At 70.0% G+C, this 12,955-nt stretch carries 13 protein-coding genes; 8 read left to right on the forward strand and 5 right to left on the reverse strand.

All coding sequences use genetic code 11. The annotated features are described in order from the left end of the window. Nucleotide 1: 1 nt before the first annotated feature. The 4 genes from WJM96_RS09460 to WJM96_RS09475 form a co-directional block, all read right to left on the reverse strand. Nucleotides 2-583, reverse strand: a complete 582-nt coding sequence (locus WJM96_RS09460) for a transposase (RefSeq protein WP_424812227.1) — start codon at nt 581-583, stop codon at nt 2-4. Between the two features lie 218 nt (nt 584-801). After that, entirely contained in the window at nt 802-1,935 is a 1,134-nt protein-coding gene (locus tag WJM96_RS09465; protein ID WP_424812228.1) for a radical SAM protein, read from the reverse strand. Then, on the reverse strand, nt 1,932-2,966 hold the full coding sequence (locus WJM96_RS09470; RefSeq protein ID WP_424812229.1) for a lysylphosphatidylglycerol synthase domain-containing protein: 1,035 nt from the start codon (nt 2,964-2,966) through the stop codon (nt 1,932-1,934). The genes WJM96_RS09465 and WJM96_RS09470 overlap by 4 nt, the downstream gene beginning before the upstream one ends. A 15-nt stretch (nt 2,967-2,981) precedes the next feature. Then, nucleotides 2,982-4,532, reverse strand: coding sequence for a porin (locus WJM96_RS09475; RefSeq protein ID WP_424812230.1), 1,551 nt, complete (start codon nt 4,530-4,532; stop codon nt 2,982-2,984). Between the two features lie 132 nt (nt 4,533-4,664). Between WJM96_RS09475 and WJM96_RS09480 the strand changes: the two genes are divergently transcribed. Both WJM96_RS09480 and WJM96_RS09485 read left to right on the forward strand, forming a co-directional pair. Next, complete coding sequence (locus WJM96_RS09480; protein ID WP_424812231.1) at nt 4,665-6,356, forward strand: thiamine pyrophosphate-binding protein; 1,692 nt, start codon at nt 4,665-4,667, stop codon at nt 6,354-6,356. A gap of 3 nt (nt 6,357-6,359) precedes the next feature. After that, on the forward strand, nt 6,360-6,746 hold the full coding sequence (locus WJM96_RS09485) for a hypothetical protein (RefSeq protein WP_424812232.1): 387 nt from the start codon (nt 6,360-6,362) through the stop codon (nt 6,744-6,746). Here the strand turns inward: WJM96_RS09485 and WJM96_RS09490 are convergent. Then, complete coding sequence (locus tag WJM96_RS09490) at nt 6,733-7,710, reverse strand: Bug family tripartite tricarboxylate transporter substrate binding protein (RefSeq protein WP_424812233.1); 978 nt, start codon at nt 7,708-7,710, stop codon at nt 6,733-6,735. The genes WJM96_RS09485 and WJM96_RS09490 overlap by 14 nt on opposite strands. A gap of 100 nt (nt 7,711-7,810) precedes the next feature. Between WJM96_RS09490 and WJM96_RS09495 the strand changes: the two genes are divergently transcribed. From WJM96_RS09495 to WJM96_RS09520, 6 genes are all read left to right on the forward strand, one after another. Next, nucleotides 7,811-8,152 (forward strand): DUF6525 family protein, encoded by a 342-nt coding sequence (locus WJM96_RS09495; protein ID WP_424812234.1) that lies wholly within the window; start codon nt 7,811-7,813, stop codon nt 8,150-8,152. Between the two features lie 108 nt (nt 8,153-8,260). Further along, nucleotides 8,261-9,502 carry an ABC transporter substrate-binding protein gene (locus WJM96_RS09500; protein WP_424812235.1) on the forward strand — a complete coding sequence of 414 codons (1,242 nt, stop codon included), beginning with the start codon at nt 8,261-8,263 and terminating at the stop codon, nt 9,500-9,502. Then, a complete protein-coding gene (locus WJM96_RS09505) occupies nt 9,502-10,404 on the forward strand; it encodes a branched-chain amino acid ABC transporter permease (protein ID WP_424812236.1) in 903 nt (300 codons plus the stop codon). The genes WJM96_RS09500 and WJM96_RS09505 overlap by 1 nt, the downstream gene beginning before the upstream one ends. Continuing rightward, a complete protein-coding gene (locus WJM96_RS09510; RefSeq protein WP_424812237.1) occupies nt 10,401-11,363 on the forward strand; it encodes a branched-chain amino acid ABC transporter permease in 963 nt (320 codons plus the stop codon). The genes WJM96_RS09505 and WJM96_RS09510 overlap by 4 nt, the downstream gene beginning before the upstream one ends. Further along, nucleotides 11,360-12,148: an SDR family NAD(P)-dependent oxidoreductase gene (locus tag WJM96_RS09515; protein ID WP_424812238.1), complete on the forward strand. Its 789-nt coding sequence runs from the start codon at nt 11,360-11,362 to the stop codon at nt 12,146-12,148. The genes WJM96_RS09510 and WJM96_RS09515 overlap by 4 nt, the downstream gene beginning before the upstream one ends. Continuing rightward, nucleotides 12,145-12,903 (forward strand): ABC transporter ATP-binding protein, encoded by a 759-nt coding sequence (locus tag WJM96_RS09520; RefSeq protein WP_424812239.1) that lies wholly within the window; start codon nt 12,145-12,147, stop codon nt 12,901-12,903. The genes WJM96_RS09515 and WJM96_RS09520 overlap by 4 nt, the downstream gene beginning before the upstream one ends. Nucleotides 12,904-12,955 lie beyond the last annotated feature (52 nt).

Here is a 12,955-nt window from a genome sequence, read left to right on the forward strand (position 1 = left end):
CTCATATCCAGGCCGCGCGAACCGCGCGCGGGATGCGCTGGCGGCCGCCGGCGATGCCGATGAGCTTTCTCAGCGACTTCAGATAGTCGAGCACGGCGCGCATCCCCCGGGCGGATGACGGCACCGCGCGGGGAATCGGCATGGCGAAGACGCGACTGGAGAGCGCCGGGTCCGGGCAGAGGCGCGGCGGCGCCGGCAGCGCCCGCAACAGGCCGAGGCGGCGGATCAGCGCGACGAGCGGCAGGCCGCGGAGGCGGATGGCCCGGCGCGTGGCGCGGCAGATGATGTGCTGGAGCTCCCGCAGCGGATCACCGGGCGGGGCGGCGGCGAGCGCCTTGAGAAGACGTTCCCATAGCCCAGCGTGGGTCAGGGTGCGGAAGTAGCGGGCGATGGTGGCGGGGCTGCCATGCTCGGGCGGGAGCGCGTGCCAGGGATCGTTGGTGGCGGCGATGTGGAAGATGGCGTTGAGCCGGGCGCGGAGGTCGCAGGGGCGGCCGGTGGTGGGTTTGGGGAGGTGGCGGCTGAGGGCGGCCCATTGGGGATCGGAAAGAGGGGAGTAGGCAGCAAGATTCGAATACGGCATGGCGCCATGATATAGGATTTTAAACCTGAATACCAGATAATCTTGGACTGCCCCTCAGTCTCTTCTCCATTCAGAATGGGCATCGTCTCCCGAACCTTGGGGCGCAATTGAGATGAACAAGAAAATATGGGCGGAAGAATTTCAACTCCGCCCAAAATACTCCCGATTTACCGACAAACAACACCGACAAGAGCTTAGAGAGGATCCCGGCCAGCCTCTTACCCGGCCCCCGCCAAATTCTTCAGCCGCTTCCCATGCCCCATGATCGCGCCGATCGACCCCAGGTTCCGCCGGTCGGCCAGGCTCTTCAGCGCCGCCCCCACCTTCCCTTCCCGCAGCCGCGCGAAGCTGTCGCCCAGCGAGACCGAGAAGTGCAGCATGATGCTGGCGTCGCGGTAGCAATCCGTCGTGCAGGACTGGCAGATCTCCCGCATCACCTTGTCCGGCGAGAAGTCCCAGACGGAGGAGATGGGCGCCTTCCAGTCCTCACAGCGCCACAGGTCGTAGTTCCAGTCCAGGTAGAAGTACTTGTACCCGGCATGGCAGATGAAGCGCTCGCCCTCGCCCGTCAGGCGCCGGCGCATGTCGGCGATTCCCTCGCGCGGGTTGTGCACGGGAATGATCTCGCGGACCGATTGCGCGCCGTCGAAGGCCGCGATCAGCTCCTCGCGGCTCATGTCCACCAGCTCGCTGTCCTCGGAATAGACCAGCGAGGATGAGCCCAGCGCCGCCTTGCGGGGGTAGGAGAAGGTGACGGCCTCGAACCCCAGCTCCCGCAGGAAGTGGCCGAGCGCCTTGTAGTCCCGCACCAGCCGCGTCATCGCGACGGAGGCGATGGGCGCGATGCCCAGCTCCTTCAGGCGCTTGGTGCTGGCCCGGATACGGTCGCACACGCCCTTCAGCCCGCGATTCTCCTCGTGCAGCTTCTCGTCGTCGCTGTCGATCGAGATGAAGAGCGTGGTGATGCCGGTGGTCCCCAGCGCCTCGATCTTCTGCGGCAGGTTCCAGCCGTTGGTGACGAGGGTGGGCTGGATGCCCATCTCGGTCGCCTTGGTGGCCATCTCCACGATCTTGGGGTGCAGCAGCGGCTCGCCGCCCATGAAGGTGACGAAGCGGACGTTCGCCTTCTCCTTCATGATGGTCATGGAATCCTCGAACTTCGCCGCGTCCAGCCAGGAGCGGTGCGTCACGAAGCCCTTGTGGTGCGCGAAATTGCAGAAGTCGCAGGTCGCGTTGCACATGTTGGTGACGGAGACGTTGCAGATCGCGGGCCCGCCGCTGGGAACCAGCCGCACCAGGTCCATGAAGCTGGTCGGGTTCGCCATCTTCCCACTCACGGTCTTCGCAGTCATGCACTCTCCTTGCCCGCCGTGGCGGGTCGATCCACCCGCATAGACCCGATCTCGGCCCGGTGCCAAGCGAGCAGCCCGGGCAGGCTGAACGCGACCTCCCGGGCCCTGCGAACCAGCGCCGCGGCCAGGGCGGCGCCGGGCGGCACCCCCACCAGGGCGGCGGCGCCGATGATCGCCCCCTCCTGCACCGCGAAGGCCCCGGGCAGCAGGATGCCGAGGTTGCGCAGCGCCTGGGCCAGCGCCTCGATCACGATGGCATCGGCCAGCGAGACGGGATGGCCCATCAGCCCCAGCACCAGCGCGATCTCCACGGCCCCCAGCACCCAGGAGATGGTGTGCCAGGCCATGGCCGCCAGGAGGGCGCCGCGCCGCTCGTGCAATTCCAGGATCGCGTCCTGCACCTCGCGCACCGCCTCGGGCCGGATGGCGGGCCAGCGGCGGGCCAGCCGGGCCAGGATGCGCTCCATCCAGCCGAGCGGCAGGCGGCGGCTGAGGGCGATGAGCGCCCCGGCGCCCAGGCACGCCATGCCGAGCCCGCCCAGCGCCAGCCCCGTCATCCCCTGGCTATCGCGGCCGAGCAGCAGCAGCCCGATTCCCGTCAGCGTGAAGAAGAGCTGCGAGACGGTCTCCATGGTCACGTCCACGGTCGCGGTCGCGCCCGCGATGCGCGCGCCGACGCCGCGCATGGCCAGCAGCCGCGCGGCGGCGACCTGGCCCAGGATGGCGCCCGCCGGCAGCAGGGCGTGCGCGGCCTCGCGATACCAGCGCAGCCGGGCCATGGCGCCGATGCCGGGCCGCTGCGCGGGCGGGATCAGCACCCGCCAGGCGAGGCCGGTCATGAAGATCTGCGGGATATGGATGGCGGCGGAGACCGCGAAGGCGGAGGGGAAGTCGGCCAGGATGCGGCCGAGGCCTGGAAGCTCCTGGTGGTTCAGCGCCAGGATCGCGGCCAGGGCGATGGCGGCCATCAGCGCGCCATTCCACATGCCTCGCCGCCACCAGCGCCCGGGCGCGGATTCGACCTCTGCCATGCCTGCCGGCATAGCTCAGAAGCGGAAGATCACCGAGCCCTGGAAACGGTCCGCCTTGCCGCCGCGCGTCCCGTCCGCGTTGCGGCTCAGCAGCACGCGCTCAACATGCTGGTACTCGATGCCGAGGTCGATGCTGCGCCAGGGGCTCCAGATCAGCGCCGCCGTGCCGGCGTAGATGCGCCGGTTCAGCGTGTTGCAGACCGAGCCCGAGCAGGAGCCGGAGGCCAGGAAGCGCGAGACGTAGTCGGGATAGTCCAGCTCGGCGATGCCGCCGGAGACATTGGCCTTCAGGTTCGGCAGGATGAACCAGGTGGCGCCCAGCATGGCCGAGGCGACGCGCACCGTGTCGATGCGTGCCTGGTCGGTCCTGACCTGCCCCGCGGTGGAGACGGCGCTGAGGCCGGAGGAGGTCGAGTCCAGGTAGCGCCCGATGCCGTCGCCATAGGTCAGCGCGGTGGAGAGGACGAGGCGCTTGTCGAAGAGGTTCAGCGCGCCGGTGAAGCCGATGCCCCAGCCGGTGGTGGAGCGCGTGTAGCGGTCGGCCGGGTTGGCGGCGCCGTGGTTGTCGATGGCGATCTCGGGCCGCAGCACGCCGCGCAAGGCGGCGAGGCCCCAGTCGCCCTGGGCCAGCAGGCGGGCCGTGAAATCCGGCGTGCGGCTGAAGCCGAAGCCCGCGCCGCCATTGGCGTCGGGATAGCTCACGCCGCTCGCGGTCGTGACGTCGCTGTAGCTGTTCTCGATGGCGACGGACGCGGTCCATTGCGGCGCGAAGCGGTAGCTGTAGCGCAGCTGCGCCTGCCGGACGGCGCTGGTGCCGAGATAGGTCCAGTCGCTCAGCCACTGGAAGGGCAAGAGGCCCGCATCGTTCCAGAGCGAGTCGTTTTGGCCGGCGAGGATGCTGCCCCAGCGATCGATCTGGCCGAACTCGCCATAGAACTTCCGCAGGCGCGGCGTGTAGGAGTTGGACGTCGCCTGGGTGGTGAGGTCGTTGGTCTGGCCCGCGAGGTCGATCTCGAGATGCGTGTGGATCTCGCCCACCCAGCTTCCCGTCTCGGTCCGCGTCTCGACGCCGAAGCGGGAGCGCCGGGCGGTCGCCGCGAAGTCGCCCGGCGAGACGGCGCCCCCCGCGCCATGGCTGAGCGGAATGGATTGCGCGGTGATGACGTCCGAGCGGTTCCGCGGCCCGATGTCGCCCGTCATGCTGAGCTTGGCGAAACCGTAGAGCCGGACGGTGGTGTTGGTGCCCGGGATGCGGAAGCTGCCATCGGTCGGCGGCGGCCGGGTATCCGTGCTGGCGAGCTGCGTGGTGGCGGCCGGGAGTGCGGCGACGGAAGCCTCGGCGCGGGCGGCGCGCGCGTTGGCGGCCTCCGCTTCCTGCTGGGCGCGGCGGGCGGCGGCCTCGGCCTCCACGCGTCCTTGCTCGGCTCGGCGCTGATCGGCCTCGAGCTGGTTGATGCGCCGCTGGATCAACTGCATCTGGCGGCGCAGATCGTCGATCGACTGCGCATGCGCGCCCGCACCGGACACCGCGAGCATCACGGCCCCCGCCATGATGGTCTTCCGCATTCCGAACCCCCAACCCAATGCATGCATCGGAACAGAACGATACGGAGTCGGGTCAACCGAAATGCGTCCGTACAAGGGGTGGCGGATCGCGCGCGGCGTGCCACGATGCGCGTAACCGCATCGGAGGAAGCAATGTCCGCAAGCCAGTACACCGTGGGCGATCTCGTCGCCGAATTCCTGTCGCGCATCGGCGTGACCACGGCGTTCGGAATCGTCTCGGTGCACAACGTGCCCATGCTGGACGCGATCGGCCGCCGCAACGCCATCCGCTACGTGATGTGCCGCGGCGAGATGGGCGGCGCCCACATGGCGGACGCCTATGCCCGCGTGACCAACGGGCTCGGCGTGCTCTTCACCAGCACGGGGCCGGGCATGGCGAACAGCATCGGCGGGCTGGTGGAGGCACGCTTCGCGGCCTCGCCCGTGCTGCACATCACGGGGCAGACGGCGACGAAGTTCGTGGACCGCGACATGGGCACCGTGCACGACGTGCCGGGCCAGACGGCGATCCTCGCCGCGTCGGGCAAGGCGGCATACCGCGTGCGCTCGGCCGGCGAGGCGCTGGGCGTGCTGACGCGCGCGGCCGCCGAGGCGCTGACCCCGCCGCGCGGTCCCGTCTCGGTGGAAATCCCCATCGACCTGCAGCGCGTGGCCATCCCCCGCCCGGCGGAACTGGACAGCCTGGTCCTGCCCGTGCCGCCCGCCCTGCCCCCCGCCGAGGCCGCGCTGGACGAGGTGGCGGAGATCCTCGCCAGGTCGAAGCGCCCGATGCTCTGGCTCGGCAATGGCGCGCGCGGCGCGCGCGACGGCGCGCTGGCGCTGCTGGAGCTCGGCTTCGGCGCCGTCTCGTCGTGGAACGGCCGCGGCATCGTGCCCGAGGACCATGCGATGAGCTTCGGCGCGCTGCACGGCAACGGCTCGCCGCGCATCCAGTCCTTCTATGAGGGCGTGGATGCGATGGTCGTCCTCGGCTCGCGCCTGCGCGGGCACGAGACGATGGACTTCTCCATCAAGCTGCCGCGCAACCTGATCCATGTGGACGTGGATGCCGCCGCCAACGGCCGCACCTATCCCAACGCCTACTTCCTGCAGGGCGACGCGCAATTGGTGGCACAGGGGCTGGCGAAGCGGCTCAAGGGCAGGATCCAGGTCGACCCGGGCTTCGCGGCCGATTTCCGCGAGGCCAAGCGCCAGGCGAACGAGGAGTACCTCGCCACCCTCGGCCCCTATGCCACCTTCCCCGCGCAGATCCGCGCCGCCATGCCGCGCGACGCGCTCTGGGTGCGGGACATCACCATCAGCAACTCCACCTGGGGCAACCGCGTCTTCGAGGTCTATGGCCCGCACGACGCCGTGCACCCCGTGGGCGCGGCCATCGGCCCGGGACTGCCGCTGGGGATTGGCGCGGCCATGGGCGCGGCAGAGGGAGGCAGCACGCGCAAGACGGTCGCGATGGTCGGCGATGGCGGCTTCGCCATGAACATGACCGAGCTCTGGACCGCGGTGCAGGAGCGCGCGCGCCTCTGCACCATCGTGATGAACGACAAGGGCTACGGCGTCATCCGCCACATCCAGGACGCGGTAGTAGACGGCCGCCGCTTCGGCGACGACCTGCGGGGACCCGACCTCGGCCAGCTCGCCGCGCTCGCCGGCCTGCCGCACTTCAAGGTCAGCCGCGCCGAGGATTTCGGCAGCACCGTGAAGAAGGCGCTGGAGGTGGACGGGCCCACGCTCGTCGAGGTGGACATGGTCGCCGTCGGCGAGTTCCCGCCCTATGCGCCCTACAACACCATGGGCAAGCATGCCGAGCGCGCCCAAAGATAGCGGGTGCGCCGCTTCCTGATCTTCGCCCTGCTTGGCCCTCCGCTGGGCTTTCTCGTCGGCTTCTGGGGGCTGCTTCCGCTGCTGAACCTGGCGGCGGGAGGGGCTGGCCGCATCGAATGGGGCCAGCTCGTCCTGTTGCCGGTCGCCTATTGGGTGGGCCTTCTGCCCGCCCTGCTGGCGGCGGGCTTCGACCATCTCCTCGCCAAGCGCGGCACGAGATGGCGCCCCGGCTGGAGCGCGGCCTTCGGCTTTGTGGCCGCCTTCCTGCCGCTCACCACCACCGCCTGGATGGGCTACATCCACAGCCCCTGGGCGCTGCCATGGGGGCTCCTCGGCGCGGTGCCTGCCGCCATCTGCTCGGCGCTCAGCGGTCCCTCTAGCCCGCGCTGATATTCGCCGCGCGCACCACCTCGGCCCAGCCGGCCGTCTCGCGCTCCAGGCGCGCCGCCATCGCCTCCGGCCCCAGCGGCGCGACCAGAGCGCCGGCCTCGAAGGCGCGGCGCCGCAGCGCGGGGTCCGCCAGCACCTCGCCGAGCTTGGCGCCGATGAGCCGCGTGACGCCCTCCGGCGTGCCGCGCGGCGCGTAGATGGAGAACCAGACGTTCAGCGGCATGTCGGGATAGCCCTGCTCCCCGGCCGAGGGGATGTCCGCAAGCCCCGGATGCCGCTCGTTCCCGCTGGTGCAGAGCGCGCGCAGCCGCCCGTCCCGCACCAGCGGCGTCAGCGGCGGCGGCGAATTCATGTAGAACTGCACGCGCCCGGCAATGAGATCGCGCGTCGTCTCGCCCGTGCCGCGATAGGGGACGTGAAGCATGTCGATCCCCGCGCGGATCTTCAGCAGCTCCGCCCCCATGTGATGCATGGAGCCGACGCCGGCGGAGGCATAGGTGATCTCGCCGGGCCGCGCCTTCGCGTAGTCGATGAACTCGCGCAGGTTCGCCACCGGAACCGAGGGATGCGTGACGAAAAGCTGCGGCGTATCGGTGATCTGGCCCACCGGCACGAAGTCGCGCATCGGCACGATCGCGCCGAGGCCGCCCGCGGCCGCGCGACCCGCCATGGTCCCGCAATATCCGCAGAGCAGCGTGTGCCCGTCGGGCCGCGCATTCAGCACCGCCGTCAGCCCCACGACGTCGTTCCCGCCCGTGCGGTTCTCCACAACCATGGAGGTGCCGAGCGCGCGCCCTAGCGGCTCGGCCACCAGCCGGGCGCTGTAGTCGGTGCCGCCGCCCGCTGGCGAGGGCACGATGAGCGTGATGGGACGCGCGGAGAGATCCTGTGCGCGCAGGATCGCGGGCGATGACAGCGCGGCGGCGGTGGCCGCCATCAACGCGCGGCGCGGAGCCTGGACCATGGATCGTTTCTCCCGAATTTCCGGCGATCCTATCGGGCCCGCGTGCAGGCAGACAGACCCCACGGATTGCCAGGCCAGAATGTTATGTTATTACGTAATAATGTCCGCTCCGAACCTGCCCGCCAACGCCGTCACCGCGCGCGAGGGAAGATGGCGCCGATGGACCGGCGACGACTGGGCCGCCTTCGACGCACTGCCGCCCGCCATCCGCCAGCGCATCCAGGAACACGCCTATGACGTATGGTCGGTGAACGCGATGATCGCCTGGCGCGCCTTCCGCCGGCAGACGGGCAGCAGCATGCGCGCCGAGCGGCGGCTCATGCGCTGGCTCGACGAATGCGAGGCGCTGGAACGCCGCGCCTTCGCGCAGGACTATCGCCGCCGTCACCGCCTGCCGCTGCCGCACGACGCCGCGCGCGCGACGGTGCTGCGCGCCGCGTAGAACAACGCACCGGCTCGATTGACAGTCCTTCGACGCGACACCTACCGTCGCCACGTCCAGGAAAGCGGCCGGAACACCGGCGCAATGACAAGAAGGCGGAGGGATTTCATGTCGCTCAACAGGCGCAGCCTGCTCGGCGCGGCCAGCGCGGTCGCGGTCACGGGCTTTCCCTATCTCGGCTTCACGCAGCCGCGCCAGCCCATCAAGGTCGGCATGCCGACGGTGCTCTCGGGGCGCGTCGCGCAGCTCGGCATCTCCTCGCGCAACGCCGTGATGATGGAGGTCGAGCGCTTCAATTCCGAAGGCGGGCTCGACGGCCGCCCCATCGAGATGGTGATCCGCGACAGCCGCGGCACGCCGGCCGAGGCCGCGCGCCTGGCGCGCGAGATGATCAGCAGCGACGGCTGCGAGTTCCTGCTGGATGGCGAGCCCTCCTCCGGCGGCTTCGCCGTGCATGAGGTGGTGCGCGAGACGGGCACCGTCACGCTGCACCTCAACTCCGAGACCTCCTCGCTCACCGCCGATCCGCGCCAACGCTTCTGGAATGCCTTCCGCGTGGCGCGCATGGGCATCCATGATTCCATCGCGGGCGGCGCCTATGCGGCGAACATCGCCAAGGCCCGCAACCTGCGCCGCTGGATGACGGTCTCGCCCGACTACGCCTACGGCCGCGACACCACCGCCGAGTTCGTCGAATACGCGAAGCATTTCTATCCGGAGATGCAGGTCATCGGCGACACCTGGCCGCGCCTTTTCCAGCCCGACTACACCGAGAACATCACGCGCCTCTCGCAGGGGCGGCCGCAGGCCATCTACTCCTGCCTCTGGGCCGGCGACCTCGTGACCTTCACCGAGCAGGCCTCGATCTTCGGCCTCTTCAACCAGGCGACCGTCTTCGCCGTGAACATGGCCGACTACACGACGCTGCAGCAGATCCGGAACCTGCCGCGCGGCGTGCATTCGGGGAACCGCTACCTGAAGAACTTCCCGGACCGGCCGGAGAACCTGGCCTTCGCCACCGAGTACAACCAGAAATACAACACCTTCCCGACCAACTGGGCCTGGCAGGCCTCCACCGGCGCGCGGCTGCTGATGAAGGCGCTGCGCGACCAGGGCGGCACGGACCCGCGCGGCGTCGCGGCCAAGCTCAAGGGCATGGTGATGGACAGCCCCTTCGGCGCCGACGGCCGGGTGACCATGCGCGCCGAGGACCAGACGCTGGTGGGCTACGCCATCGGCTGGGGGGTCACCATCCCGCGCGACCCCTTCGTGGAGGGCATGCAGTCCGCGACCTGGGACACGATCTTCCAGCATGAGCAGGAGTGGAAGCGGTCCAAGGGCTGGAATTAGTGGAGCTCACCGAACTCGCCGACTGCCTCGCCACCGTCTCCTGCCTCGTGACGCAGACGGCGGCGGGGCTGACGATCGGCATGCTGCTCTTCCTCGTCGCCTCGGGGCTGACGCTCATCTTCGGCGTGCTGGGCATCGTGAACTTCGCCCATGGCTCCCTCTACATGATGGGCGCCTATTTCGCGCTGAGCGCCTATCAGGTGAGCGGCAGCTTCTGGGTGGCGGCCGCCGTCGGCACCATCGGCGTCGCCCTCCTCGGCCTGCTGTTCGAGCGCTTCCTGCTCGCGCGCATCTATGGGCAGGACGTGCTGATGCAGCTCCTCGTCTGCTACGGCGTCATCCTCATCCTCGATGACGTGGTGAAGATCGTCTGGGGCGGCGACTTCCTGAGCATGGGGGTGCCGGACGAATTCCGGCAACCGCCCTTCATCATCGGCGGCGGGCTGGTGCCCTACTTCTACGCCATCCTTTTCGGCATCACGGCGCTGATCGCGGCGGGCCTCGCCTGGGGCATGGGGCATACGCGCTTCGGGCGCATCGTGCGCGCGGCGGCGATCAACCCGGGCATGGTGGGTGCGCTCGGCATCAACACCACCGTGGTCTATGCCGCCGTCTTCGCGTTGGGCGCGGCGCTGGCCGGCGCGGCGGGCGCGCTCTCGGCGCCGATCCGCTCGGTGGTGCCCGGCGCGGGCGTGTCCATCCTGATCGAGAGCTTCATCGTCACCGTCATCGGGGGCATGGGCTCGGTGGGCGGGGCGCTCGCGGCCTCGCTCATCCTGGGCTTCACGCGCTCCTTCGGCTCCATCGGCTTTCCGCTCTTCGTCGAGGGCGCGATGTTCGCCATCATGGCGCTGGTGCTGCTGCTGAAGCCGAGCGGCCTCGGTGGGAAGCGGGGATCGTGAAGCCGGGCTGGCTGCGCGACACCGGCCTCGCGCTCCTCGTCCTGGCGGCATTCCTGGCGCTCGAGACCTTCGGCGCGCGCTCTCCCGCGCTGCTGGACTTCGCCATCCGCTTCGCGACCTTCGGCCTTCTGGCCATGTCGCTCAACCTGCTGATCGGCACGACGGGGCTCGTCTCCTTCGGGCATGCCGCCTATTTCGCCATGGGCGCCTATACCTTCGGGCTGCTGATGCAGACGGGGCAATGGAGCATCCCCGCCGCCATGCTGGCTGCGCTGGTGGCCACCGCGCTGCTGGCGCTCGTCATCGGCGCGCTCTGCGTGCGGCTGTCCGAGATCTACTTCGCCTTCCTGACGCTGGCCTTCCAGATGCTGCTGCACTCCGTGATCCTCTCCTGGATCGGGCTCACGGGCGGCGACCAGGGGCTGATGGGCGGCATCCCGAAGCCGGTCTTCCTGGGCATCGACCTCGCGAAGCCCGCGCATCTCGCGGGCTTCGGCGTGGGCTGCCTGCTGGCCTCGCTGGTGGCGCTGCGGCAGATCACGCGCTCGCCCTTCGGGGCCGCGCTGCGCATGCTGCGCGACAATCCGGACCGCGCGGCCTTCGTGGGGCTGTCCGTGTTCCGCTACCGGCTCGCCTCCTTCGTCATCGCCGGGACCTTCGCCGGGCTCGCGGGCGTGCTGATGAGCCTCTACGTCTCCGGCGCCTTCCCGACCTTCGCCTTCTGGACCACCTCGGGCGAGGCGATCTTCATGATCATGCTGGGCGGCGTGACGAGCTTCCTCGGCCCCCTCGCCGGCACCGCGATCTTCCTGCTGCTGAACGACCGCATCACGGCGCTGACCGAGCATCACGGCCTCTTCATGGGCAGCATCCTCCTGCTGCTCGTGCTCGGCCTCCGCAAGGGGCTGCTGGACTACATCATGGAACGCTGGCGCGAGAGAAAGGGAGCACCCTCATGAGCTTCGCAGGCAAGGTCGCGGTGGTGACGGGCGGGGCGAGCGGCATCGGCGCCGCCTGCTGCCGCATGCTGGCCGCGCGCGGCGCCAAGGTGGCCGTGACGGACCGCGACCTGCCCCGCGCGCAGGAGCTGGCGAAGGAGATCGGCGGCCTCGCGCTCATGCTCGACGTCGCGACCCAGGCGGCCAACGAGGCCGCCGCCGCCGAGATCGAGGCGGCGCTGGGCCCGGTCGAGATCCTCGTCACCTCGGCCGGCGTGCTGCAGCGGCCGCTCCGCGCGGAGGACCTGCCGGAAGCGGATATCCGCCGCGTGGTGGATATCGACCAGATCGGCACCTACCTCTCGGCCGTCGCCTTCGGGGCGCGCATGGCGCGGCGCGGGCGCGGCTCCATCGTCACCATCGCCTCCATCTCCGGCTCGCGCGGGCTGCCGCTGCATGCCTATGCGCCGGCCAAGGCCGCGGTGATCGAGATCACGCGCTGCCTTGCGGGCGAATGGGGACGCTCGGGCGTACGGGTGAACTCCATTTCGCCGGGCTTCACCATGACGCCCGCCATGGGGGCGGCCATCGCGGCGGGCGAGCGCGACCCGCGCCTGCTCGAGGAGACGAGCGCGCTGGGCTGCATGGTCACGCCCGAGGACATCGCCGAGGCCGCCTGCTTCCTCGCCTCCGACGCCGCGCGCGTCATCACCGGCATCGACCTGCCGGTCGATGCGGGCTGGCTGGTCGCGCCCTCCTGGATCACCTATGGCGGCGTGCCGCCCGCGCGGGGCAATGCCGGATGAAGGGCGGACAGCTCGAGCTCCGGAATCTCCGCAAGGCCTTCGGCGGCGTGGTGGCCACCGACGATGTCTCGCTCGCCTTCGAGCCGGGGACGCTCTCGGCCATCATCGGGCCGAACGGCGCGGGCAAGACGACGCTGTTCCACCTCATCACCGGCAAGCTGCCCGTCACCTCCGGCCAGGTGCTGCTGGATGGCGCGGAGATCACGGGCCTCGACCGGCGCGAGATCGTGCGGCGCGGCATCGGGCGCGCCTTCCAGGTGGCCAACCTCTTCCCAAGCTTTCCGGTCGCCGAGGCGCTGGCCGCGGCACTCATGGCCCATGACGGGCGCAGCGCGAGCCTGCTCGGCGCCTTCCCGCCGCCCGACGTGCGCGACCGCGCGGCCGAGGTGATGGAGCTTTGCGGCCTGACCCCCCTCGCCCGCACCGAATCCCGCCACCTCTCGCATGGCGACCAGAAGCTGCTGGACATTGCGCTGGCCCTGGCGCTCGACCCCAAGGTGCTGCTGCTGGACGAGCCCACCGCCGGCATGGGCCCGGACGAGCGCTGGCGCATGATCGAGCGTGTGCACCGGCTCTGGGAGGCGCGGGGCATCACGCTGGTCTTCATCGAGCACGACATGGATATCGTCTTCCGCATCGCGCAGTCGGTGCGCGTGCTGCGCTACGGCGCCGTGCTCGCGCAAGGAACACCCGAGGAGATCCGCCGGGACCCGGCCGTGATCGAGGCCTATCTCGGCGCGGAGCACGCGCTGTGACGCGCGCGGGGCTGGCGTGGCGGCTGCGCGCCCAGCAAAGACTCCTGACGGG

Source organism: Roseococcus sp. YIM B11640 (genome assembly GCF_049727625.1).
Taxonomy (GTDB): domain Bacteria; phylum Pseudomonadota; class Alphaproteobacteria; order Acetobacterales; family Acetobacteraceae; genus Roseococcus.

What these genes read in the sequence shown, in the direction of transcription:
- WJM96_RS09470 (WP_424812229.1), bottom strand. Translation starts at nt 2,966, where the DNA reads ATGGCAGAGGTCGAATCCGCGCCCGGGCGCTGGTGGCGGCGAGGCATG.
- WJM96_RS09520 (WP_424812239.1), top strand. Translation starts at nt 12,145, where the DNA reads ATGAAGGGCGGACAGCTCGAGCTCCGGAATCTCCGCAAGGCCTTCGGC.
- WJM96_RS09495 (WP_424812234.1), top strand. Translation starts at nt 7,811, where the DNA reads ATGTCCGCTCCGAACCTGCCCGCCAACGCCGTCACCGCGCGCGAGGGA.
- WJM96_RS09490 (WP_424812233.1), bottom strand. Translation starts at nt 7,710, where the DNA reads ATGGTCCAGGCTCCGCGCCGCGCGTTGATGGCGGCCACCGCCGCCGCG.
- WJM96_RS09515 (WP_424812238.1), top strand. Translation starts at nt 11,360, where the DNA reads ATGAGCTTCGCAGGCAAGGTCGCGGTGGTGACGGGCGGGGCGAGCGGC.
- WJM96_RS09500 (WP_424812235.1), top strand. Translation starts at nt 8,261, where the DNA reads ATGTCGCTCAACAGGCGCAGCCTGCTCGGCGCGGCCAGCGCGGTCGCG.
- WJM96_RS09465 (WP_424812228.1), bottom strand. Translation starts at nt 1,935, where the DNA reads ATGACTGCGAAGACCGTGAGTGGGAAGATGGCGAACCCGACCAGCTTC.
- WJM96_RS09460 (WP_424812227.1), bottom strand. Translation starts at nt 583, where the DNA reads ATGCCGTATTCGAATCTTGCTGCCTACTCCCCTCTTTCCGATCCCCAA.
- WJM96_RS09475 (WP_424812230.1), bottom strand. Translation starts at nt 4,532, where the DNA reads ATGCGGAAGACCATCATGGCGGGGGCCGTGATGCTCGCGGTGTCCGGT.
- WJM96_RS09480 (WP_424812231.1), top strand. Translation starts at nt 4,665, where the DNA reads ATGTCCGCAAGCCAGTACACCGTGGGCGATCTCGTCGCCGAATTCCTG.